Annotated in this window: 23 protein-coding genes; 10 read left to right on the forward strand and 13 right to left on the reverse strand. The window is 65.1% G+C overall.

The annotated features are described in order from the left end of the window. Positions 1 to 22: 22 nt before the first annotated feature. A complete protein-coding gene (locus RFA01S_RS04260; protein ID WP_052053276.1) occupies positions 23 to 283 on the reverse strand; it encodes a hypothetical protein in 261 nt (86 codons plus the stop codon). 118 nt (positions 284 to 401) lie between these two features. Beyond that, positions 402 to 935: a CGNR zinc finger domain-containing protein gene (locus RFA01S_RS04265; protein ID WP_032406598.1), complete on the reverse strand. Its 534-nt coding sequence runs from the start codon at positions 933 to 935 to the stop codon at positions 402 to 404. 39 nt (positions 936 to 974) lie between these two features. Here RFA01S_RS04265 and RFA01S_RS04270 point away from each other — a divergent pair, with 39 nt between their 5' ends. Then, positions 975 to 1,976 carry an EamA family transporter gene (locus tag RFA01S_RS04270; RefSeq protein WP_032406597.1) on the forward strand — a complete coding sequence of 334 codons (1,002 nt, stop codon included), beginning with the start codon at positions 975 to 977 and terminating at the stop codon, positions 1,974 to 1,976. Positions 1,977 to 1,983: 7 nt separating this feature from the next. On the opposite strand, the gene RFA01S_RS04275 is transcribed toward RFA01S_RS04270, so the two are convergent. Next, on the reverse strand, positions 1,984 to 2,628 hold the full coding sequence (locus RFA01S_RS04275) for a TetR/AcrR family transcriptional regulator (RefSeq protein WP_032406596.1): 645 nt from the start codon (positions 2,626 to 2,628) through the stop codon (positions 1,984 to 1,986). A gap of 72 nt (positions 2,629 to 2,700) precedes the next feature. Between RFA01S_RS04275 and RFA01S_RS04280 the strand changes: the two genes are divergently transcribed. Genes RFA01S_RS04280 through RFA01S_RS04290 form a run of 3 tightly spaced genes read left to right on the forward strand, consistent with a single transcriptional unit; the run spans position 2,701 to position 5,780 of the window. After that, complete coding sequence (locus RFA01S_RS04280; protein WP_032364730.1) at positions 2,701 to 3,567, forward strand: SDR family oxidoreductase; 867 nt, start codon at positions 2,701 to 2,703, stop codon at positions 3,565 to 3,567. A gap of 25 nt (positions 3,568 to 3,592) precedes the next feature. After that, positions 3,593 to 5,083 (forward strand): flavin-containing monooxygenase, encoded by a 1,491-nt coding sequence (locus RFA01S_RS04285; protein WP_032406595.1) that lies wholly within the window; start codon positions 3,593 to 3,595, stop codon positions 5,081 to 5,083. Positions 5,084 to 5,120: 37 nt separating this feature from the next. Next, positions 5,121 to 5,780 (forward strand): NADPH-dependent F420 reductase, encoded by a 660-nt coding sequence (locus RFA01S_RS04290; protein WP_027494431.1) that lies wholly within the window; start codon positions 5,121 to 5,123, stop codon positions 5,778 to 5,780. Between the two features lie 14 nt (positions 5,781 to 5,794). On the opposite strand, the gene RFA01S_RS04295 is transcribed toward RFA01S_RS04290, so the two are convergent. The 5 genes from RFA01S_RS04295 to RFA01S_RS04315 form a co-directional block, all read right to left on the reverse strand. Continuing rightward, the gene (locus RFA01S_RS04295) at positions 5,795 to 6,076 is read right to left on the reverse strand and encodes a protealysin inhibitor emfourin (RefSeq protein ID WP_027494430.1); all 282 of its coding nucleotides are present in this window, start codon (positions 6,074 to 6,076) and stop codon (positions 5,795 to 5,797) included. Between the two features lie 9 nt (positions 6,077 to 6,085). Further along, on the reverse strand, positions 6,086 to 7,159 hold the full coding sequence (locus RFA01S_RS04300; RefSeq protein WP_027494429.1) for a M4 family metallopeptidase: 1,074 nt from the start codon (positions 7,157 to 7,159) through the stop codon (positions 6,086 to 6,088). A 90-nt stretch (positions 7,160 to 7,249) separates the two neighbouring features. Beyond that, positions 7,250 to 7,999 (reverse strand): 5'/3'-nucleotidase SurE, encoded by a 750-nt coding sequence (gene surE, locus RFA01S_RS04305; RefSeq protein ID WP_032406594.1) that lies wholly within the window; start codon positions 7,997 to 7,999, stop codon positions 7,250 to 7,252. Then, positions 7,996 to 8,949 carry a 1-phosphofructokinase family hexose kinase gene (locus RFA01S_RS04310; RefSeq protein ID WP_032406593.1) on the reverse strand — a complete coding sequence of 318 codons (954 nt, stop codon included), beginning with the start codon at positions 8,947 to 8,949 and terminating at the stop codon, positions 7,996 to 7,998. The genes surE and RFA01S_RS04310 overlap by 4 nt, the downstream gene beginning before the upstream one ends. Before the next feature lie 57 nt (positions 8,950 to 9,006). Next, a complete protein-coding gene (locus tag RFA01S_RS04315; protein ID WP_032406659.1) occupies positions 9,007 to 10,680 on the reverse strand; it encodes a phospholipase D family protein in 1,674 nt (557 codons plus the stop codon). A gap of 54 nt (positions 10,681 to 10,734) precedes the next feature. Between RFA01S_RS04315 and RFA01S_RS04320 the strand changes: the two genes are divergently transcribed. Next, complete coding sequence (locus RFA01S_RS04320) at positions 10,735 to 11,583, forward strand: aldo/keto reductase (RefSeq protein ID WP_032406658.1); 849 nt, start codon at positions 10,735 to 10,737, stop codon at positions 11,581 to 11,583. A 72-nt stretch (positions 11,584 to 11,655) separates the two neighbouring features. Here RFA01S_RS04320 and RFA01S_RS04325 read toward each other — a convergent pair whose 3' ends face one another. Together RFA01S_RS04325 and RFA01S_RS04330 are read right to left on the reverse strand one after the other, a co-directional pair. Continuing rightward, on the reverse strand, positions 11,656 to 12,294 hold the full coding sequence (locus RFA01S_RS04325; RefSeq protein WP_032406592.1) for a 3-oxoacid CoA-transferase subunit B: 639 nt from the start codon (positions 12,292 to 12,294) through the stop codon (positions 11,656 to 11,658). Continuing rightward, positions 12,291 to 13,052, reverse strand: a complete 762-nt coding sequence (locus RFA01S_RS04330) for a CoA transferase subunit A (protein WP_032406591.1) — start codon at positions 13,050 to 13,052, stop codon at positions 12,291 to 12,293. The genes RFA01S_RS04325 and RFA01S_RS04330 overlap by 4 nt, the downstream gene beginning before the upstream one ends. A gap of 141 nt (positions 13,053 to 13,193) precedes the next feature. Between RFA01S_RS04330 and RFA01S_RS04335 the strand changes: the two genes are divergently transcribed. After that, entirely contained in the window at positions 13,194 to 13,976 is a 783-nt protein-coding gene (locus tag RFA01S_RS04335; RefSeq protein ID WP_238325062.1) for an IclR family transcriptional regulator, read from the forward strand. On the opposite strand, the gene RFA01S_RS04340 is transcribed toward RFA01S_RS04335, so the two are convergent. Together RFA01S_RS04340 and RFA01S_RS04345 are read right to left on the reverse strand one after the other, a co-directional pair. Beyond that, positions 13,973 to 14,227, reverse strand: coding sequence for a hypothetical protein (locus RFA01S_RS04340; protein ID WP_032406590.1), 255 nt, complete (start codon positions 14,225 to 14,227; stop codon positions 13,973 to 13,975). The genes RFA01S_RS04335 and RFA01S_RS04340 overlap by 4 nt on opposite strands. Positions 14,228 to 14,236: 9 nt before the next feature. Further along, on the reverse strand, positions 14,237 to 15,202 hold the full coding sequence (locus RFA01S_RS04345; protein WP_174557200.1) for an arsenic resistance protein: 966 nt from the start codon (positions 15,200 to 15,202) through the stop codon (positions 14,237 to 14,239). Between the two features lie 211 nt (positions 15,203 to 15,413). Between RFA01S_RS04345 and RFA01S_RS04350 the strand changes: the two genes are divergently transcribed. Further along, a complete protein-coding gene (locus RFA01S_RS04350) occupies positions 15,414 to 17,444 on the forward strand; it encodes an HNH endonuclease signature motif containing protein (protein WP_052060528.1) in 2,031 nt (676 codons plus the stop codon). A gap of 55 nt (positions 17,445 to 17,499) precedes the next feature. Here the strand turns inward: RFA01S_RS04350 and RFA01S_RS04355 are convergent, their stop codons facing one another. Continuing rightward, positions 17,500 to 18,645, reverse strand: coding sequence for an NADH:flavin oxidoreductase (locus RFA01S_RS04355; RefSeq protein WP_027494415.1), 1,146 nt, complete (start codon positions 18,643 to 18,645; stop codon positions 17,500 to 17,502). A gap of 64 nt (positions 18,646 to 18,709) precedes the next feature. Between RFA01S_RS04355 and RFA01S_RS04360 the strand changes: the two genes are divergently transcribed. The 3 genes from RFA01S_RS04360 to RFA01S_RS04370 all read left to right on the forward strand — a co-directional run bounded on the left by RFA01S_RS04360 (position 18,710) and on the right by RFA01S_RS04370 (position 21,672). Next, positions 18,710 to 19,564, forward strand: coding sequence for a sulfurtransferase (locus RFA01S_RS04360; protein WP_032364508.1), 855 nt, complete (start codon positions 18,710 to 18,712; stop codon positions 19,562 to 19,564). A gap of 72 nt (positions 19,565 to 19,636) precedes the next feature. Beyond that, complete coding sequence (locus tag RFA01S_RS04365) at positions 19,637 to 20,464, forward strand: SDR family oxidoreductase (RefSeq protein ID WP_027494413.1); 828 nt, start codon at positions 19,637 to 19,639, stop codon at positions 20,462 to 20,464. 62 nt (positions 20,465 to 20,526) lie between these two features. Further along, positions 20,527 to 21,672: an acyl-CoA dehydrogenase family protein gene (locus RFA01S_RS04370; protein WP_371829092.1), complete on the forward strand. Its 1,146-nt coding sequence runs from the start codon at positions 20,527 to 20,529 to the stop codon at positions 21,670 to 21,672. Positions 21,673 to 21,710: the final 38 nt, after the last annotated feature.

The following is a 21,710-nucleotide window of genomic DNA, read 5'->3' on the forward strand; positions in this document are numbered from 1 at the left end:
GCAGCACTACCGTGCGGCAGTGCTATTCCCGGTGCGGAGTGCGCTCACCGGTGTTCGGGTCCACGTCGAACAGTTGATCGGTGTTGTCGGGGGAGTAGACGACGGTGTCGACTTCCCGCGCGCGTCGTCGGGCACCGTCGCGAACGGCGAAGAACGCTGCTGCGAACAGTACGACCACGGTGATGCCGGCGACGATCGCCCATCCCTCGAAGCCGCCCGCCAGAGCCGCGATCAGACCGCCCGCGGATGCGATTCCGGCGAAGATCAAGATGACGGCCAGCATGTTCTCGACTGCACGTGCCCAGCTCGTTTTCGAAGGCCTTTTCTCGACCATGGGGATGTTCCTCTCGCTAAGTTCCGTCGCCGAATACCCGAAACCCGGTCGTCTAAGCCCTGCGGTGCTACTGGGCCTTGCGTGCGCGGTACGCGGCGACCGCCGCGCGGTTGCCGCAGGTGGTGCTGCAGAAGCGGCGAGAGCGGTTTCGGGAGAGGTCGAGAACCAGCCCGTTGCAGTCCGGATCGGCGCAGACGTCGAAACGAGAGAGCTCGTCGGCTCGGATGACGTCGATCATGGCCATCGCGGTCTCGACGACGATGCGGGTTGCCAGTGGACTGTCGTCGGCGACGGCATGGACGTGCCAGTCGAGAGTGTCGTGCCGGACCAGTCGGGGCAGGGCCGAGGATTCGGCAAGCAAGCGGTTCACCTCGAGCACGGCATCGTCTCGACTGCTGGTGAGCAGTGATCGCACGGTCGGACGCAGTGCCCGCACCGCCTCGAGCTCGGCGTCGTCGCCGTCGAACCGTCCGGAGTAGCCCTGGTCGGTGAAGAACTCGGCCAGCTCCTCGCGGGTGGTCAGCGTGTCCGGGTCTTCGGCGGAATTGACCAATGCCACGGCGGACAGAAGCGACAGTTCTGCGTCATGAGCAAAAAGCATGTTGACACCTTACCAATTCACTCCCTACTGTCACATGTCATGACGGCTTACACTCATGACGCGCTGGTGGATCGCGCAGCTGCACACGACGCTGCGGCACGGTCGCGTCGACTCTCGGGGCTCGGGTTCGCGCTCCTGTCCGCGGCATCGTTCGGGCTCTCCGGCTCACTGGCCAAAGGCCTGCTCGATGCCGGCTGGACCGCCGGTGCCGCCGTGACTGCGCGCATCCTGCTCGCGGCAGCGGTGTTGCTGATTCCGTCGATTCTCGCGCTGCGTGGACGCTGGGGCCTGTTGGTCAAGAATTGGAAGCTGCTCGTGGCCTACGGTGCCTTCGCGGTGGCCGGTTGTCAGCTCGCGTTCTTCAACGCCGTCGGCCGAATGGACGTGGGTGTCGCACTGCTCATCGAATTCACCTCGCCCGTAGCCGTCATCGGCTGGATGTGGTTTCGGCACCAGCAGCGTCCGGGCCGGCTGACGCTGGTCGGTGCGCTGTTGGCCGCAATGGGGCTGGTACTCGTTCTCGACCTGATCTCCGGCGCGGACGTCGACAGCGTCGGCGTGCTGTGGGCGCTCGGTGCGATGGCGGGAGCCGCCGTCTACTGGGTGCTCTCCGCCGACGAGAGCAACGGCTTGCCGCCGATCGTGCTCGCCGGGGGCGGTCTGCTGGCAGGTGGACTCATTCTGCTCGCCGCTGGGCTGGTCGGCATCGTCCCGTTCGCGGCTCCGCTGACCGACGTCACGTTCGTCGATGCCGTTGTGCCATGGTGGGTTCCGATCATCGGTCTCGGTGTGGTGACCGCCGCTCTGGCGTACGTGCTCGGAATTGCAGCCGGTCGACGCCTCGGCTCGCGGCTGGCGTCGTTCATGGGTCTGATGGAAGTTGTTGCGGCGCTTGTGTTCGCGTGGCTGTTGCTCGGCCAGGCTCCGGGACCGATCCAATTGGCCGGTGGCGCACTGATTCTGCTCGGTGTCGTCGTCGTCAAATCAGGTGAACGCGTCACCTCGGACGAACCTGTGGAGCCGCTGCAGAGCAGAGCATGACAGCTGCTCAGCCGTCGACGCGTCCGAATACGACGGCGGCCAGAATGGTGTGCGCGCTGGCGATCACGGAGTCGAGAGGTTCGCGTTCGGGGGACAGCAACCATTGCTGAGCAATGGTGAGTACCGCGCCCACCAGGCCCATCGCCAGCGTTTTACGGTTCGGCCCGGCCAGGCCACGGCTGGACCCTACGGTGTCGGCGACCTGTAGCACCGTCGCCGAGAACGAGGTGGTGGTCTTGCGGTACAACGCGTCGACGGTGGGGGATACGCCGAGGATTTCGACGAAGGCGATACGAGCGGATTTCGGCTGCTCGGCGACGAACGTGAAGAATCCGGTCAGGGCTCCTCGGAGCACCTGTTCGCTGGACTCCGTTTCCGACGCCGCTCCGGCGAGGATGCTCTCGCGCATCGCGTCGGTAGCGCGGGCGTAGGTGGCCATCAGCAGGTCTTCGCTGTTGGTGAAGGACTCGTAGAAGTAGCGCTTGGTCAGGCCCGCTTCGGTGCAGACTTTCTCCACGGTCGCCGTTCGGTACCCGGTGGTGCCGAACACTTCGACGGCGGCATCGAGCAGGCGGGTTCGACGCTCCTGCTGCCGCTGCTGCGGGGGAGCTCCGCGATACGTCCTGCCGACGTCACTGTGATGGGTAGTCACAGACAGATCTTGACACCGCTCGGTATCAGATGCAAAGTGTTCGCAGGAATGCATCTCGATCGAGGGGGAGACATGGCGTCATCGACGCTCCGGAACAAGGTCGTTCTGATCACCGGCGCGGCACGAGGAATCGGTGCCGAGACCGCACGTGCGTTGGCAGGTCGTGGAGCCAAGTTGGTACTCGTCGACGTCGACGAGGCCCCGCTGCGGGAGGTCGCGACGCAGCTGAAGGCCGAGGCGTTCGTCGCCGACGTCCGAAATCTGGACGACATGCAGCGCGCCGTCGACGGCGGCATCGCGGCCTACGGGGGCATCGATCTGGTGCTCGCCAATGCGGGAATCGCCAGCTACGGATCCATCCTGCAGGTGGACCCGGCCACGTTCCAGCGCGTCATGGACATCAACGTGATGGGCGTGTTCAACACCGTCCGCGCGGCCTTGCCGTCGCTGATCGAACGCAACGGCTACATCCTCGTCGTCTCCTCGCTGGCCGCGTTCACCCCGTGCCCCGGCTTGGCCGCGTACAACGCCAGCAAGGCCGCAGCCGAGCATTTCGCCAATGCGCTTCGGCTGGAAGTGAACTACCGAGGAGTCGACGTCGGCTCGGCCCACATGGCCTGGATCGATACCCCGATGGTCCAGGACGCGAAGTCCGATCTCACGGCCTTCCAGGATTTGCTCGCGGTACTGCCCGGCCCCCTCGGGAAGACGATGACCGTCGAGCAGTGCGTGGATGCGTTCGTCGACGGCCTGGCCAAGCGCAAGCGCCGCGTCTACGTACCGCGGTGGGTTGGTGCGGCGTCCTGGTTCAAGGCCGTCATCACCTCGCGCGTCGGCGATCGCAGCATGTTGGCGCACGTGCCGACGATCCTGCCCAAGATGGACGAAGAAGTAGCGCGTCTCGGTAGGTCCGAGAGCGCACGCAACAAAATCAGCTGACCCCCCACCGAAGGAATCGTTGCTCATGACTGCCGTACTGACCACCCCCGAGGTCGATGTCCTCATCATCGGTGCCGGCCTGTCCGGGATCGGTGCCGCGCGTCACCTCGGCCACGATCTGCCCGGGAAGACGTACACCATCCTCGAAAGCCGCGGGGCGATCGGTGGCACCTGGGATCTGTTCCGCTATCCCGGTATTCGCTCCGATTCCGACATGTACACCCTCGGGTACAGCTTCAGGCCGTGGACAGGAGAGAAGTCCATCGCCGACGGTTCCGACATCCGTAACTACATCGTCGAAACCGCACGAGAAGCGGGTGTGGACAAGCACATTCGATACCACCACAAGGTCGTCGCCCTCGAATGGTCGTCCGAGCAGCAGTTCTGGACGGTCACGGCGCAGCGCAGCGACACGAACGAGACCGTCACGATCACCGCGTCGTTCGTGTTCTCCTGCAGTGGTTACTACAACTACGACAAGGGTTTCAGCCCGGAGTTCGTCGGCCAGGAGAACTTCGGTGGGCAGGTGATCCACCCGCAGCACTGGCCCGAGGATCTGGATTACGCGGGCAAGAAGGTCGTCGTCATCGGCAGCGGTGCAACGGCGATCACGTTGGCTCCCAACCTCGCTCGTGAGGCCGAGCACGTGACGTTGCTGCAGCGCTCGCCGAGCTACATCCTTTCGCTCCCCTCGAAGGATCCGATTGCGCAGACACTGCGGAAGCGTCTGCCGAAGAAGTTGGCGTACAGCGTGACTCGGCTCAAGAACGTGTCGATGGCCATGTTGATCTTCACGTTGAGCCAGAAGTACCCGGAATTCATGAAGAAGCGGATCCGGAAGATGCAGGAGGGCTGGCTGCCGAAGGGGTACGACCTGGACACCCACTTCACCCCGTCGTACAACCCGTGGGATCAGCGCCTGTGCCTGGTGCCCGACAACGATCTGTTCCGCTCGATCCGCAAGGACGAGGTCTCGATCGTCACCGATCACATCGACAGCTTCACCGAGACCGGCCTGAAGTTGAAGTCCGGCCAGCACCTCGACGCCGATATCGTTGTCACGGCAACGGGATTGAACCTGTCCGCACTCGGTGGCGCGACCTTCCGCGTCGACGGTAGAGACGTGGATCTGCCCAGCACCATGGCGTACAAGGGCATGATGCTCACCGGAATCCCCAACTTCGCTTTTGTCGTCGGGTACACCAACGCGTCGTGGACGCTCAAAGCCGACATGGTCTCGAACTACGTCATGCGCCTGCTCGCCCACATGGACGAGAACGGGTACAGCACCGTCGAGCTCGAACGCGACCCGTCCGTGGACGAAGAGCCGTTCCTCGATTTCGCCGCCGGCTACGTGCTGCGGGCCGTGGACAACTTCCCGAGGCAGGGCAGTGAAACTCCGTGGAAGCTGCGGATGAATTACTTCCGCGACCTGCCGGTTCTGCGGTACGGCAAGCTCGTCGACAAGGCGATGAAGTTCGGGCGGCCTCGATCGAAGGTCGCGGTCGCTTCCTGACGGGAATAGATCGAGTCCCTGATCGTTTGTTCCGGACATGAAAATTGGCATCATCGGAAGTGGATTCATCGGTGGAACGCTCGTGCGCCGGTTGACGGCGCTCGGTCACGAGGTTCGGTTCTCGAACTCACGAGACCCGGAGACTCTGGCGGAGCTGGCGTCGGAAACCGGAGCGACGGCGGTGTGGGCAGCGGACGCGGCGCAGGATGCGGACCTGGTCATCCTCAGCATCCCGCAGAAGAACGTGCCCGACCTCGCCGCCGGTATCGCCGGCGCACGCAAGCCCGGAGCGCCGATCATCGAAACGAACAACTACTACCCGCAGCAGCGCGACGGTCTGATCGAAGACATCGAAGGCGGCACACCCGAGAGCGTATGGGTGTCGCAGCAGCTCGGTGAGCCGGTGATCAAGGCGTTCAACGGAATTTGGTACAAGCACCTGCTCGAGAAGGGTGTTCCTGCCGGAACCGACAAGCGCATCGCACTGCCGATCGCCGGGGACGACGCAGAGTCGAAGAAGTTGGTGTTCTCGGTGATCGACGAGCTCGGCTTCGACCCGGTCGATGCCGGTTCTCTCGCCGAGTCCTGGCGTCAGCAACCGGGAACCCCGGTGTACGGCAAGGACTTCGGCGTCGACGACACGGTGAAGGCGTTGGCCGAGGCGTCCCCGGAACGCTCCGCGGAATGGAAAGCTTGAGCCGAGCTGCTGAACTACCTGACGCGACCCTCGCGGAGTGTGCGCTCCGCGAGGTCGCGTAGCGGCCCGGTCAGGGCCGAATCGCCGACCCGGCACGATTGCTCGCCCACCGACACGTTCCACACGAAGGTGTCGCGGGCCTGCGACTCGGCCGGCTCGGGTGGGGGCGGCTCAGCCAGGTACGGGCGCGCAGCCTCGACCAGCGACTGCCATTCCGGCTCGTCGGTCTCGACCACTCCGCGCTTGGACATTCCGGCGATCCCGCCGGTTCGCAGTACCTCGATGCGCAGGCTCATGCCCCTCGATCACACCCGATCGTCGCTCGGCTCCCGTGTTGACTGAACTCCCACGGTAGACCAACCGGTGGCCACGGCCCGTGCGACGTCGGAATCGGCACCGAATCGCTTCTGCGCTGCGAGCAGCGTCGCCGCGGAGAAACCCGCGAAGTCGACCGTCGGTGCCAGACCCCCGACAGTCATGGTGTCGAACCAGACCTGCCCGACGCGGTCCCACGCCGGGCCACCCAAGGTGGTTGCGGCGACGGCGAACGCGCGGTTGGGAATGCCCGAGTTGATGTGCACACCGCCGTCGTCCTCGGTGGTGACGACGAAGTCGTCCATGCTCGCCGGCTGTGGGTCTTTGCCGAGTACATCGTCGTCGTACGCGGTACCGGGCTCGAGGAGCGAGCGCAGCGCCTTGCCCTGCACCGCAGGCAGGAACAGACCTTCGCCGATCAACCACGACGCGTCCTCGGCGTTCTGCTTCGCGGTGTACTGCTCCACGAGTGCACCGAACACGTCCGAGATGGATTCGTTCAGTGCGCCGGCCTGGTCCTTGTATTCGAGCGGGGTGGTGTACTGCGTGAAACCGTGCGCGAGCTCGTGTGCAATGACGCCCAGAGAAACGGTGAAGCGGGCGAACACCTCTCCGTCACCGTCGCCGAACACCATGCGAGAGCCGTCCCAGAACGCGTTGTCGTAGTCCCGGCCGTAATGGACCGTCGCATCGAGGGGCAGGCCGCTGCCGTCGAGACTCGAGTAGCCGTACACCTCGTCGAAGAACGCATACGTGGCACCGAGGCCGTCGTATGCCTCGTCGGTCGCAGCATCGCCGGTGGGATCCTCACCCTCGGCGCGAACCTGCTGACCCGGGAGGTCGCGGGTCGCTTTCGCATCGGAGATGGTGCGTTCGAGGGTGCCGCCGGTCCGCGGTGCGATGGCGGTACGTGCCTGGACGACCTCTCTGCCCGCCCGCATCTCGCGGTCGGCCAGCAGAGTCGCGCGGGCACCGGCTCCCTGCAGACGCTCGAGCAGAAACGGTGGAACTACGCCATGCGAGTGGAGCCTGCGGAACGATCCGGAATCGGTATCTGTCGTCATGTGCGGTGACCCCCTAGGTCCGTTGCATGTGCGGTGATGATTCCCAGTGTGCCCGAGGGCACCGACACAATCGGCTCCACCGCACCGAGCTCACTCACGCAGCGTCGACAGATCGATGCTGTCCACCTCGCTCGGGGGACGCAGCGCGGTGACGGTCGCCCAGTTCCGGGCCAGCAGGGAGGCGTCGGAGTCGTCGTCCTCCGCGTGGATCTCGTCGAACCGGACGGTGACGAAATCTTCTCCGCGATCGCCTATTTCGGCCTGCACCGCGCCGTACCGGGCCAGCGAGGCCGGAACGATCCCGGCGAAATCCGACCGTGGAACGTCGGGAATGTTGACGTTGACGACGGCATCGACGGTCAGGTGCGAAATCATCCATGTCACCGCCAGATGCGCGACGTGTTCGGCGGTGTCCCAGTGCGACGGCCGGGTGGCGAGCGAGGACAGCGCCATGGCGGGAACCCCGTGCGTCAACGCGGTCAGCGCCGCGCCCACCGTGCCCGAATGTAGAACGGCCGCACCGGTATTGGGGCCGTGATTGATACCGGAGAGGACCACGTCGGGTGGATCGCCGAAGGCCCCTCGGGTGGCGAGGAACGCGATGAGGGCCGGTGAGGCCTGTACCGCATAGACCTCGACGCCGCGCAGCCCCTCGATCTCGGTTCGCTCGATACCCAGGTGATCGTCGACGCCCATCCCCGTCAGCGATGCACTGGCACCGCTGCGTTCCTCGTGGGGTGCGGCCACCACGACGTCGAGGCCGGCGTCGAGCGCGACCCGCGCCAGCAGTGCGATGCCTGCGCTGTCCACGCCGTCGTCGTTGGTGATCAGCGCCCTCATTTCTTGCCCGCCTTGCCGTACGGACGCACGTCGACCGATTCGGTGAGTCCGAGAACCAGGTCTTTTCGGCCGCTACCGAGGCCGCGGCGGGTGACGTTGGCAGTGCCCGCGCCGCCGCCCAGGCGGAGCGCCTCCGGCATCGACATCCCCTGAGCAATTCCGGCGGCGATGCCGGCGCTCATCGAATCGCCTGCGCCGTGGTGGTCGACCATCTGCAGACCCGGGGTGACGATCTCCAGCACGTCGCCGTCGACCAGCGCCAGGGCGGGGTCTCCCGCTCGGGAGATCACGACCACCTCGGCACCGTCGTCGTGCATCTTTCGCATGGCATCGATCAGGTGCTTCGGGTCCTCGGTCTCGGCTCCGCCGTCGGCGATCAGATCCTCGTGGCTGACCTTGAGAACTGTGAGGCCGCCGGCGAGGGCGGCCAGCATGGTGGGGCCCGACAGGTCCGCCACCACCGGGACGTCGAGCGCACGTAGGTCTGCGCACAGTCGCTCGTAGACCTCGGGCGGCACGATGTTGTCGGCGTGCGGACCGCCGAGAATTGCCACGTCGCTGCGGGCGCCGGTGGCAAGTGCCGCGCCGAACAGGTCGTCGAGCGCGTGCCTGGCCAGCGGCGGCGGATCGACCGTGGCCAGTACCTCGCGCTCTCCGCTTCGGCGATCGTGCACGTAGGAGCCGCTTTCCTGGCCGATGTCGACGGAGACGACGGAGATGCCCTCACTCTCGACGATGCCGCGCAGTACGGCACCGATCTCGCCGCCGAACACCCCGGCGAGTGTGACATCGAGACCCAGCACCGACGCCATCCTGGCGATCCAGTGGCCTTGCCCGCCCGCGTGCACGTGCAGTTCGGTACTGCCGTTGGGGGCAGCGTCGAGGGTCACCGTCAGTAGTGGGGACGGCGCGAAGACGAGCGCGCTGGGCGCGCGGGAGGAGGTGGACATCGTGAGCGAATGCCCGATATGTCAGGTCCGAAACAGCTACAACTCGAAAACGTGGACTCAGAATCGACGACGCAGGCGCATCCCGATGGGGCGTCCGTCGGGGTCGACGAACAGCCGGTAGGCGAGTGCGGCGAGTCGCTGCTGCCAGACGGGCGGCACCGTGATCTCGTGCATTCGCAGACGGCCGACGGGCCGGGGCTTCGCGGACGGGTTGCGGTGCCAGTTGTCCAGGGCCGTCGCGCTCGCCGAGACCACGTCGAAGAACTGCTGCGGGTCGACGAGGTCGGCGTCGTCGCCGTCGGCCCGCCCGAGGTGTTCGCGGATCAGTTCGAGTCTCAGGTTGCGCGCGTGGGTTCTGGCACCGTCGCCGAGGCCCGCTGGGTCGAGCGGTGCCCGATCGTCGCGCTGCTCGTCGACGATGGCCGCGGTCAGCTCCGAATCATGGGTCCAGGAGCGGCGATTGAAGTTGTCCGACCCCACTGCCGCCCAGACGTCGTCGATGATGCAGACCTTCGAGTGCACGTATACCGGTATGCCACGGTCGTTTTCGATGTCGAGTACCAGTACGCGGTCACCGCCGGCTGCGCGGATGACCCCGAGCGCCGCCGAGTGTCCCAGCAGCGCAGAGGGAATGGTCAAGTTACTGTCGTCGTCGAGGTGCTTGGGGACCACCACCACCAGCCGCAGGTTCGGCTTGCGGCGCAGTGCCGCGGCGAACACGCGCGCGACGTCGACGGACCACAGATATTGGTCCTCGATGTAGATCAGCTCGGTGGCACGGTCCAGGGCTTTGGCGTATGCGCGGGCAGCGCTGCGCTCGCCTCTCGTCGCGAACGGGTAGGCGGGGCGTCGACGCGGGTAGGTACGCAGCAGCTGAACCGAGCACGTGCCCTGCGGCTCCGGGGCGGCGGCAGCGGGTGGCAACTCCGACGGTTCACGCCTGACTCCGCGCAGGAAATCGGGAATGGCGTGCCACGGTAGACGCGAGAGCGCCGCGGGATCTTCCCAGCGTTCCCGGAAGACGTCCTCCACATCCCGGACTGCGGGCCCCTCGATCTGCACCTGAACGTCGTGCCACGCCGGAATCTCGCCGTACTCGGGAGGGAAGGGCCGCGAGACGGGATCGCCGAAGTGATCGGCGTCGTCGCGTCGAGCACGTGCCAGATCGATACCGCCCACGAAAGCGACGTCGGGCAAATCAGTCCTGCCGTACCGCACGACCACGAACTTCTGATGGTGGCTTCCGGTGACCAGCACGCGCTGGTCCAGAATGACCTCGCCGCCCGCCTCTTCCAGCCGCAGCGCGAGCTTGCGGTTCTTCGGACCGGTGAAACCGAGGGTTTCCATGTGGGAGCGCCACACCATGCCCTTGACGACGCCACCGCGGTGCGCGACGGCGGCCAGGGCATCCTCGACGGTCACGCCGTCGTCGGTGAGCAGCTGCTCCGGGTCCCCGCGCCAATCGGTGAAGAGCACCAGATCGTCGCGCTCGGTCTGCTCGAGGGCCCGTGCGAGTGCCGCGAAGTACGTCTTGCCGTGCACGAGGTTCTCGACGCGATTGCCCTCGGTCCAGGCCGAAATTCGGGTGTCGTCGTTGCCTCGCTCGGGCGCGGTGAGGAACCATGGGTGCCCCGGATCGAAACTGCGCTCGGGAGCTGTCAGAGCAGAGGTGGACCGACCGAATTTCTCGGCAACTCCGTCTACGACGCGCCGGATGCGCTGCACTATCACGATGGCATTGTTCCACCCGGTTTGAAGGCCACAGTGGGCGGGCACCCCGGCGATATGACTCAGGTACCCAACGTCACGCTCAGAAACGGCAAGCAGATTCCCCAGCTCGGTTTCGGCGTCTTTCAGATCGACGCCGACGAGACCGCGAAGGCCGTCGAAACGGCGCTCGAGATCGGCTACCGACACATCGACACCGCGCAGATGTACGGCAACGAGAAGCAGGTCGGCGAGGGCATTCGCAGCTCCGGCATCGACCGCGAATCGGTGTTCGTCACCAGCAAGCTCAACAACGGTTTCCACCGGCCCGACGACGCGCGCTCGGCGTTCGACAAGACGCTCAGCGACCTCGGGACCGACTACGTCGATCTCTTCCTCATCCACTGGCCGCTGCCCACCCGGTACGACGGCGACTTCGTCTCCACGTGGAAGACGTTGGAGGAGTTCGCCGCCGACGGCCGGGCCCGCAACATCGGCGTCTCGAACTTTCAGCCCGCTCACCTCGATCGCCTCGCCGAAGAGACCGAGACGGTCCCCGCGGTGAACCAGATCGAGGTGCACCCGTACTTCGTCAACCACGACGTGTGGGCCTACGGCCGCGAACATGCCATCCCCACCGAGGCGTGGTCGCCGATCGCTCAGGGCAACGTTCTCGACGACGCGGAACTGAAGCGAATCGCCGACGCCGCAGGCAAATCGGTTGCGCAGGTGGTGCTCCGCTGGCACATTCAGCGTGGCAACATCATCTTCCCGAAGTCGGTGACTCCGGAGCGCGTGAAGGCCAACTTCGACATCTTCGACTTCGAGCTGAGCTCGGCCGACGTCGATGCGATCACTGCACTCGACAAGGGCGAGGAAGGCCGGAACGGTCCGAATCCGGACACGTTCGACATGATTCCGGACTAGAACGTAACACTGTGGGCCCGAGCGTCTTCGGACGTTCGGGCCCACAGTGCTGTTCGGACGGCTGTCAGTGCTTCAGTGCTTCAGGGTTGATCCGGTGGCGGCGACGACCTGTTCGGTGGTCACCCCGGGTGCAAGTTCCACGAGCTCGAGCGTGCCGTCGCCGACGACGTCGATGACGGCCAGGTTGGTGATGATGCGGTCGACGACGCCCTGGCCGGTCAGCGGCAGGGTGCACGCGTCGAGGATCTTCGGATTGCCGTCGCGGTCGGTGTGTTCCATGACCACGATGACGCGTCGAGCCCCGTGCACCAGGTCCATCGCCCCGCCCATGCCCTTGACCATCTTGCCGGGGACCATCCAGTTGGCGAGGTCGCCGTTACGGGAGACCTGCATGCCGCCGAGAACGGCTGTGTCGATGTGGCCGCCTCGGATCATGCCGAAGCTCAGCGACGAATCGAAGTACGACGCACCGGGATTGACGGTGACGGTCTCCTTTCCGGCATTGATGAGGTTGGCGTCGACCTCGTCCTCGGTCGGGTAGGGGCCGGTGCCGAGGATGCCGTTCTCCGAATGCAGAGTGACGTTCACCTTGTCGGTGAGGTAGCCCGGGATCAGCGTCGGCAAGCCGATGCCGAGGTTGACGTATTCGCCGTCGACCATCTCGGCCGCTGCACGCTCGGCCATCCGGTCTCGGGTCCATCCTGCGGTCATGCTCGAACTCCTGAACTGACGGTACGCTTTTCGATGCGCTTGTTCTGTGGACCGGTATGTACGACACGTTGGACGAACACTCCGGGAAGATGCACCTGGGCCGGGTCGATTTCGCCCGGCTCGACGAGCTTTTCCACCTGAGCGATGGTGATCCTGCCCGCCATCGCTGCCAGCGGATTGAAGTTCATCGCTGTCTTGTCGAACACGAGATTGCCTGCGGTGTCGCCGATCTCGGCGTGCACCAGAGCGAAGTCGGCGTTGATCGCCTCCTCGAGCACGTAGCGTTTGTTGCCGAACACCCGTGTTTCCTTGGGCGGTGACTCGATCGAGACGGAACCGTCGACGTTGTAGCGCCACGGCATTCCGCCGTCGGCGATGGGGCTGCCGACCCCGGCGGGGGTGAAGAAAGCGGGAATGCCGGTGCCGCCGGCGCGGAGACGTTCGGCGAGCGTGCCCTGCGGTGTCAGTTCCACTTCGAGTTCGCCGGCGAGGTACTGCCGGGCGAACTCTTTGTTCTCGCCGACGTACGACGCAGTGACACGGCGAATACGTCCGGCTGCCAACAGAATTCCCAATCCGTAGCCGTCGACGCCGCAGTTGTTGGAGAACACCTCCAATTCGTCCGCGTCGGTGTCGGCGATGGCCTCGATGAGGGCATCGGGGATGCCGCACAGGCCGAAGCCGCCGACCGCGATGGTCGCTCCTCTACCGATGTCCGCCACCGCGTCGGCTGCGGAGTCGTAGGTCTTTCCTGTCACGTGAACTCCTGATGTGTTCGTTGAGCAAACGATGGGTCCAGTGAACTCGACCAGCGCGCATCGCGGCTGTTTTACGAAATTCTGCTCGAATGTCGAACATGAAGTGCGTCGGCGTTCACTCAGTGGACGTACAGTGGTGCGGTGACTGTGCTCGACGCCAACGCCGGCGTCATCGCCAAAGTGTGTGCTCTGCTGCGTGCCGCCAGTGCGGCGGAGGCGACCGGTACCTCGACCACCGAGTTGGCGAGGTTTGCTGGAGTTGCGCGCCCGACGGCTCATCGGCTGTTGACGGAACTGGCCGACGAGGGATTCGTCGACCGCGATACGGGAACCGGACGGTGGGCACTGGGACCGGAAATCTATCTCCTCGGCTCCATGGCCGCATTGCGCTACGACGTCACCGATCAGGCCCGAGATATCGTGCAGGACTTGGCAATGCGGAGTGGCGAGAGCGCGTTCCTGTCCGCGCGTCGAGGTGGCGAGACGGTGTGTCTGCTTCGGGTGGAGGGCAGCTTCCCGCTTCGGTCGCATGTGCTGTACGAGGGCATTCGATTACCGCTGGGTGTGGCCTCCGCAGGCTTGGCCGTTCTCGCTCATCTCCCGGACCGCGAGGTCGACGACTACCTCGACGGCGTCGATCTGGTGCCCGAGTGGGGAACCGATCATTCGGAGTCGGCGATTCGCCACCGAATCGAGCTGACGCGGTCCTCGGGCTACGCCGTCAACCCGGCGTTGCTCGTGGAAGGCAGCTGGGGACTGGGAGCAGCGGTGTTCGACCGCGGCCGCAGGCCGGCATGGGCGTTGAGTCTGACCGGTGTGGAAACGAGGTTTCGAGAGGACAGACGTCGGGAGTTGGGAAAGATGCTGCTCGACGCCGCGCACCGGCTCACCCTGCAGGTGGGCACCCGTCCCGATCCGATCTAGCCGTCCAGTTCTTCGAGAATGTCTGCGGCATCCTGACTTCCGCCGGCTGCCAGTCGCCGCAGTTCGTCGCGGTCCTCGCGCTCTCCGGCGCGTTCGACGAGCATGTCGACGGCGTCGCTGTTGCCGGCTGCGGCAATTGAACGCAGATCGTCGACGGTGCCCTGCTCCACCAATTCGTCGATCGCGTCCTGGTCACCGCCCGCAGCCCGTGCACGTAGCGCGGTCAGGTCGGATGGCGTGGGTTCGGTCATGTTCGGAGTCTAGGTCGCCGGTGCGAGGCGAGGAACGATCCTGACGTACGCGATCATGCCGATCAGCTCCACCAACGTCTGCGTCACCACGACCACTGCGGCGAGAGAAAGGGCCGGCGGCAGCGCGAGCGCCAGAGGCAGCACCACCAGCGAGTTCCGGGTCGCACCGGAGAAGATCAAAGCCCGGGTCGCGGGCACGTCCTGGCGGGTGACCCGAGCCGTCGCGAGTCCGACGACGGCCATGACGACCAGAAACGCGACGAAGATCGGCACTGCTGCTATCAGCTGAGATGCCTCGCTGCGGACTGCGTCGACCTGAGATGCGACGACGACTGCGAGGGTCGCCATCATGATCGGCACCATCGCCGCTGCCATGGCGTCCATGATGTGAGTGCCGAGGCGTGTGCGTCGTGCCGACCACTGCGTTGCCGCAGCCGATGTCAGTGGCAGCGCGATCAGTAGGACGAACGCCTCGACGAACGGTGCGACGTCGATGATCTTCACCAGGTCGGGTCCGACGAACAACCAGAGATACAGCGGCAAGAACGCGATCTGCAGCAGCATCAGCAACGGAGCAGCGGCGAGAAGTCGTTCCGATGCCGCCCCGGCCAACCCGCTGAAAACGATGACGTAGTCGATGCACGGAGCCAACAGCACCAGAAGTATCCCGACGAGCACCGCTTCGTTACTCGCAACGAACCGGGTCAGTGCGAACACGACGATCGGAACGAGCACGAAATTGAGCACCACGACGCTGAGCAAGAAATTCGTGTCGCGCAGCGATACACCGATGGCGGAGAACGGAACTGCGAGGAACGTCGCGTAGAGCAAGACGATCAGCACCGGATTGATGGCGATTTCGAATGCGGGAGCCGATGCCGGTGCCGCCAACCCGACAACAACTCCGACGGCCAACGCCAATAGGTACAGCGGGATCTGGAACTTCTCCAGCCACGCCACTGCCGAACCGGTCACGTGGTACTCGTCGGTGAAGTGTAGAGGGTGGGCACGTACCGAGGATAGGCGTTGTCGAGTATTCGGGGGATGTGGCTCGGGTGCGCGATCATCGCCGCGTCGGTCCGACGACCTGGGGTTCGACGGGTCCGGCGTTCTTGTCGGTGGGTCGGGATACTCTTCTTGCAGTTCGAACATGCGTTCTTGTTTCGATTCACTGGGGGGTGAAGAGATGGCGATACCGACAGTCTCGTTGGATGCGTTGACCGCCGCTGCGCGAGAAGAGAATCGGCTGGCGGCTCGCAAGATTTCCGCGTGCTACTACGTCCATCGGAGCTGGATCACTCTCGACACCAAGCACAAGCACTACAGCCGGTATGGGCGCACCGAGATGGCGGTGGCGTTGGGGTGTTCGGCGACGGTCGCCGAGGCGTATGTCTCGGTCGGGGTCGCCCTGCACACTCGACTGCCGCTGGTGAAGAAGGCATTCGAGGCTGGGGAGATCGACCTCCCGCGAGTGAGGGTGGTGTGCCGGATCCTCGACAACCTCTCCGACGACATCGTGAAGTCGGTCGAGGACGAGATCGTCGAAGCAGCCCGACGGTCGTCACCGGGGCCGCTGGAGAAGGAGATCTGGGACATTCTTCTGCGGGTCGCGCCGGAGGAAGCAGCTGCACTACGCGAGTTCGCGAAGAGGTTCCGCAATGTTTCCTACGCCCCGGCTGGGGAGTTGGCGCGGATCCGAGCAGAATTGACCGCCCCCGAAGCCGCGGCCGCATGGCAGCTCCTGGAGGAAATGGCCGACACGCTCTGCCCGAAAGACCCACGCGGCAAACAAGATCGGCTGTGTGACGCCTTCATGGCGCGGATGCACGGAGAACCCCGGCTGGTATGCCTGTGTCAACGAGCGGACTGCCCGAAGAAAGACGCAGAGCTGCCGGATCGTCGGGTGCCGTTGACGATGGTCACTGTCGATATCGCGACGCTGATCGGACTGTTGGCGAATCCGGCGTACCTGGCCGGGCACGGATCCATCGATCCTGATCTGGCGCGGGAGTTGGCCCGCAACAGTCAGTGGCAGATCCTGCTCACCGAAGCGGTGACGCTGGCAGAGAAACTCGGACTGGCAGTGCAGAACCCGGAAACCGGGGACTGGGAACAACGCTCGTCAGAAACAACAGCCGAGCCGAGTGCGACAGAGCCTGACGCGACACAAACCAACGCGGCAGAGCCCGACGCGACACAATCCAACGCGGAACCGAATTCAGCGAAACCGGATACGCGAGTATCGCGGACGGATACTGGCACTGGCACTGGCACTGGCCCTGGCACCGCAACGAACACAGCAGCGCCGCTACCGTCGATACCGCCACCTTCGGTACCGCCACCGTCGCTACCGGACCCAGGACCGCATCCCGGCGCAGGGCCGGGCCGGGGTTCGGGTTCGGGTTCGGGTTCGGTTGCAGCAGAATCGCATTCGACGCCAGACCCGACACCGCCTGAGCCGACCGAATACGACGAGACCCAGCACCGGCAACGACGTCGGAGTGCCTTGGCGTCCTCTGCAGCCCTGTTCTGTACTCACACACCCGTCGGCAGGGGCACACGGCACAGCTCTGCCCTCGATCTATCCTTGGCGTTCCGCCCCAACAACCCGACGCTGCGCCCCGCAGGCTGTACCGCACAGCGGACTTCCTCCGGCATTTACCTCGGCAATGCATCCCTTGCCGCAGCTCTGGAAGCCGCCATCGCCGCCGACCCCACTCTCGGCAAGTCCGTCGGGCGCGACCCCCTCACCGACCGAGCCCTGATCTACCGACCCGACGCCCTCACCACCACCGCCGTACGACTACGCGACCGCCACTGCCGCTTCCCCGGCTGCCACAGACCTGCCGAACGCTGCCAACTCGACCACATCATTGCCTTCGATCACGCCAATCCCCTCGGCGGCGGCTGGACGACGGTCAACAACCTCCAATGCCTCTGCGAATACCACCACAGCGTCAAGACCGCCGGCTATTGGAAAGCGGTCATGCTCCCCGGTGGTGCCATCCTATGGACCTCCACCTCGAAGACCACCCGAATCACCCTGCCCGCCAACGGAACAGCCGTACCCATCATCGGGAACGACCTCCGGCCGTACATACCCACCAAACCCAAACGATCCGGCATCGTCGCCTACCCCGACCCACCGGACAACCCGACACCGACACCGCAGCCGGAGCCGAACGACGAGGAAGACGACACAGCACCACCGTTCTAGGCGCGTGCCCAAAACGATGGTGCCGGTGCGAGATGACGTGGTGGAGCTGTAAGCGCTAGACCAGGTTCCGAATGTGGTCGCGCGTGAATTCGATGCGCTCGTCGACGCGGCCGTCGCCGACCTTGTTCACCCACTCCGGATCGGAGAGCAGCGCGCGTCCGACGGCCACCAGATCGAACTCGCCGTCCTGGAACTGGCCCGCCAGCGCGTCCAATCCCGTCACACCGGAGGCCGCGTCCTCCGACCATGCCGAGGTGAACACCGAATCGAGGCCCACGGAGCCGACGGTGATGGTCGGAACGCCGGTGAGCTTGCGCGTCCAACCGGCCAGACCGAGCTTGCCGTCCACTCCGTCCAGTTCGGGGAATGCCGGATCCCAGTGCCGACGAGTCGAAGCATGCAGTACGTCCACGCCTGCGTCGACCAGCGGCGTGAGGACGCGATCGAGTTCGGCCGGGTTCTCTGCGAGTCGAGCGTCGAAGTGGTTGCTCTTCCACTGCGAGAAGCGGTACACGATGGCAAAGTCCTCACCCACCGCGGCGCGGATCGCAGCGACAACCTGTGCGGGGAAGCGGGTGCGGGCCTCCAGAGATCCGCCGAATTCGTCGTCACGCACATTGGTTGTTGCCCAGAGGAATTCGTCGAGAAGGTAACCGTGAGCACCGTGCAGTTCCAGGCCGTCGAAGCCGGTGTTCTTCGCGTTGACGGCAGCCTGAACCCAGTGCGAGGTCAGTTCGTCGAGATCGGCGTCGGTGAAGGCGCGCCCGACCGAGGAGCCGTCGAGAGCGATGCCGGACGGGCTGACGGTGGTGACGTCGGGGAACAGGCGTGGCTCGGTGCCGCGCTCGACCCCCAGGTGCCACAGCTGGGGGATGATCGCGCTGCCCTCGGCGTGGACCGCATCGACGACGCCCTTCCATCCTTCGAGGCTGGCGTCGCCGTAGATCCTCGGTACGCGGGTGTGCGGTCCTGCGGCGGGGTCGGGGATGTACGTACCCTCGGTGATGATGAGGCCGGTGCCGCCTGCTGCACGTTTGCGGTAGTACTCCGCCACGTCCGGGCCGGGGATGCCGTCGGGCGAGAACGCCCTCGTCATCGGCGCCATGGCGAAGCGGTTACGCAGCTTCAGCGACTTGACCTCGAACGGCTCGAAGAGCCCGGCGGTGGACAGGTGCGGTGTTGTCGTTGCAGTTTCGGTCACGCCTGCGCACAACCTGGTCGGACTCCGAGCTATTCCCCCTCCCGGACTGTAGCGTCGAAACACTATGAGCCAGTCGCCGCTGATATCAGCTTCCGAATTGCACGGTCTGTTCGAGATGGGTCGCGGCCCAGTGGTCCTGGACATTCGGTGGACTCTCCAGAACGGTAGCGACAGAGCAGGTTACGAGGCGGGGCACATCCCGACCGCGCAATTCGTCGATCTCGGTACGGAACTGGCGGCACCGCCGGACGACGGGAGTGGAGCCAGCAGGAACGACCCAGACGATCGTGGTCGCCATCCGCTGCCTGATGCGGACACGTTCGTCGCGGCGATGCGGGGAGCCGGAGTCGGCGACGATTCCGCGGTGGTGGTCTACGACGCGGGCCCGGCAACTGCGGCTGCGCGGGCCTGGTGGTTGCTCCGCTACTTCGGCCACCGGGATGTGCGCGTCCTCGACGGCGGGTTCGCGCGATGGGTCGACGAGGGCTATTCCGTCGGCACCGAGCCCTCGATCGTGGCGGCCGGATCGTTCACGGCGCGGCCACCGCTGGCCCGGGTCCTCGAGGTCGAGGACGTGCTGGCCTTCGCCCGCGAGAACGTCCTGCTCGACGCCCGCGCACCCGAGCGATTCCGCGGCGAGGTCGAGCCAGTCGATCCTGTGGCCGGCCACATCCCCGGGGCGGTCAACAGGCCGACGACCGACAATGTCGATTCCGACGGGCGCTTCCTGCCCCCGGAGGTACTCGACGGCGCATTCGGTGGACTCGTACCGAAGGGAAAGGACGTCGCCGTCTACTGCGGCTCGGGCGTAACCGCTGCACATCAGGTTCTCGCACTGGAGTTGGCAGGCATCGACGCGGCGTTGTATCCCGGCTCGTGGTCGGGTTGGATCACCGATCCGACGCGGCCGAGGGCATGACACACCGGCGCTGAGCTGGCAGTTCATCCAATCAGGGTTGAACTTGAATCTGACTTCAACTATACCTGGGGAATGAAGGTTGCAGGCAAGGTCGCCATCGTCACCGGAGGTGGTGGCGGAATCGGCGGAGCCATCGCCGCCAGACTCACCGAACACGGAGCCCGCGTCGTCGTCTCCGATGTGGACGAGTCCACGGCCCGATCCGTGGTCGACGCCATCGAGCGGGACCGGCCGGGCACAGCCGTCGCTGCCGCGGCCGACGCGTCGGACATCGGAGATATCGAGCGGCTGATCGCGGTCGCCGAAGAGTCGTTCGGTCCGGTCGATCTGTATTTCGCCAACGCCGGCATCAGCGGCGCCCCCGGGCTCGACGCCAGCGAACAGGACTGGGACCTGTCTTTCGACGTCAACGTGCGCGCACACATCCGCGCTGCGCAGCTGTTGGTGCCGGGTTGGCTCGAACGTGGTGAGGGCTACTTCGTCAGTACGGCCTCCGCAGCCGGCTTGCTCACCCAGATCGGTTCCGCCACATACGCGACGACCAAGCATGCTGCGGTGGGGTTCGCCGAATGGCTCAACGTCACCTACGGCAATCGAGGCATTCGCGTCAGCTGCCTGTGCCCGATGGGCGTCAACACCAAATTGCTCTACGAAGGCCGCGAATCGGGAGATGCCTTGGGAGCGGCCGCAACTGCTGCGGTACTGAGCGCGGGTGCTGTGCTCGAACCGCTCGACGTCGCCGACGTGGTGCTCGACGCGATGGACCGGGAGCAGTTCCTGATCCTGCCCCACGAGAACGTACTGGACATGTACCGCAACAAAGGTGCCGATTACGACCGGTGGTTGCGCGGCATGCGCCGCTACCAGGACAGCTTGCTCGACAACCAACAGGGGAACTGAACGTGGCATTTTTCGAGACCAGCGACCGCGCAAAGAAGTACGAGTCGGATCTGTTGGAGTTCATGGACTCTCACGTCTATCCGGCGGAGGCGGTGTACGAGCAACAGATGCTCGACGCCGGTGACCCGCACTTCCATCCCCCGATTCTCGAGGACCTGAAGAAGGAAGCGCGCTCGCGTGGACTGTGGAATCTGTTCCACCCGCACCCCGAGTGGGGCCCCGGCCTGACCAACCTCGAATACGCTCCGCTGGCCGAGATCATGGGCCGCAGCCTGCTCGCCCCCGAAGCCTGCAACTGCAACGCACCCGATACCGGCAACATGGAGGTGTTCACCCTCTTCGGTACCGACGAGCACAAAGAGAAGTACCTGAAGCCGTTGCTGGACGGTAAGATTCGTTCGGCCTTCGCGATGACCGAGCCCGACGTCGCCAGTTCCGATGCCACCAACATCGCAATGAAGATGGACCGCGACGGCGACGACTTCATCCTGAACGGGCGCAAATGGTGGACGTCGAACGCGATGCACAAGAACTGCAAGGTTCTGATCGTCATGGGCAAGACCGATCCCGAGGCAGCAACGCACCGGCAGCAGTCGATGCTCGTCGTGCCCATCGATGCGCCCGGCGTCACCGTGCTGCGCAACCTGCCCGTCTTCGGCTACGTCGACCGCGAAGGGCACGCCGAGGTGCTCTTCGAGGACGTGCGGGTGCCGGCGAAGGACGTGCTGAAGGGGCCGGGTGAGGGGTTTGCGATCAGTCAGGCTCGACTGGGGCCCGGCCGCATCCACCACGCGATGCGGACCATCGGTGTTGCGGAGCGAGCGCTCGAATTGCTCTGTCGCCGTGCGGTTTCACGGGTGACCTTCGGCAAGCCGGTCGCCATGCGTGCGAACATCCAGGACTGGATCGCCGAGGCGCGCATCGAGATCGAGAAGACGCGGCTGCTGACGTTCAAGGCCGCCTACCTGATGGACACCGTCGGAAACAAGGAAGCACGCACCGAGATCGCCGCGATCAAGGTCGCTGCGCCCGAGATGGCGCTGAAGATCATCGACCGCGCCATTCAGGTGCACGGCGGCGGCGGAGTCAGCAACGACTTCCCGCTGGCGATGATGTACGCACACGTGCGGACGCTGCGGCTCGCCGACGGTCCCGACGAGGTGCACAAGATGTCCATCGCGAAGATGGAGTTGCGCAAGTACATGTGAACGTAGCCACCTCAGGAAGGCCAGCGTCGGTCTGGGAG

The sequence above is a fragment of the Rhodococcoides fascians NBRC 12155 = LMG 3623 genome (genome assembly GCF_001894785.1).
Lineage (GTDB): Bacteria > Actinomycetota > Actinomycetes > Mycobacteriales > Mycobacteriaceae > Rhodococcoides > Rhodococcoides fascians.

Coding starts and splice junctions, on each gene's coding strand:
- RFA01S_RS04270 (WP_032406597.1), top strand. CDS start 975: ATGACGGCTTACACTCATGACGCGCTGGTGGATCGCGCAGCTGCACAC.
- RFA01S_RS04260 (WP_052053276.1), bottom strand. CDS start 283: ATGCTGGCCGTCATCTTGATCTTCGCCGGAATCGCATCCGCGGGCGGT.
- RFA01S_RS04340 (WP_032406590.1), bottom strand. CDS start 14,227: ATGACCGAACCCACGCCATCCGACCTGACCGCGCTACGTGCACGGGCT.
- RFA01S_RS04360 (WP_032364508.1), top strand. CDS start 18,710: ATGAGCCAGTCGCCGCTGATATCAGCTTCCGAATTGCACGGTCTGTTC.
- RFA01S_RS04300 (WP_027494429.1), bottom strand. CDS start 7,159: ATGACGACAGATACCGATTCCGGATCGTTCCGCAGGCTCCACTCGCAT.
- RFA01S_RS04365 (WP_027494413.1), top strand. CDS start 19,637: ATGAAGGTTGCAGGCAAGGTCGCCATCGTCACCGGAGGTGGTGGCGGA.
- RFA01S_RS04325 (WP_032406592.1), bottom strand. CDS start 12,294: ATGACCGCAGGATGGACCCGAGACCGGATGGCCGAGCGTGCAGCGGCC.
- RFA01S_RS04280 (WP_032364730.1), top strand. CDS start 2,701: ATGGCGTCATCGACGCTCCGGAACAAGGTCGTTCTGATCACCGGCGCG.
- RFA01S_RS04290 (WP_027494431.1), top strand. CDS start 5,121: ATGAAAATTGGCATCATCGGAAGTGGATTCATCGGTGGAACGCTCGTG.
- RFA01S_RS04370 (WP_371829092.1), top strand. CDS start 20,527: ATGGACTCTCACGTCTATCCGGCGGAGGCGGTGTACGAGCAACAGATG.
- RFA01S_RS04350 (WP_052060528.1), top strand. CDS start 15,414: ATGGCGATACCGACAGTCTCGTTGGATGCGTTGACCGCCGCTGCGCGA.
- RFA01S_RS04265 (WP_032406598.1), bottom strand. CDS start 935: ATGCTTTTTGCTCATGACGCAGAACTGTCGCTTCTGTCCGCCGTGGCA.
- surE (WP_032406594.1), bottom strand. CDS start 7,999: ATGAGGGCGCTGATCACCAACGACGACGGCGTGGACAGCGCAGGCATC.
- RFA01S_RS04320 (WP_032406658.1), top strand. CDS start 10,735: ATGACTCAGGTACCCAACGTCACGCTCAGAAACGGCAAGCAGATTCCC.
- RFA01S_RS04310 (WP_032406593.1), bottom strand. CDS start 8,949: ATGTCCACCTCCTCCCGCGCGCCCAGCGCGCTCGTCTTCGCGCCGTCC.
- RFA01S_RS04295 (WP_027494430.1), bottom strand. CDS start 6,076: ATGAGCCTGCGCATCGAGGTACTGCGAACCGGCGGGATCGCCGGAATG.
- RFA01S_RS04285 (WP_032406595.1), top strand. CDS start 3,593: ATGACTGCCGTACTGACCACCCCCGAGGTCGATGTCCTCATCATCGGT.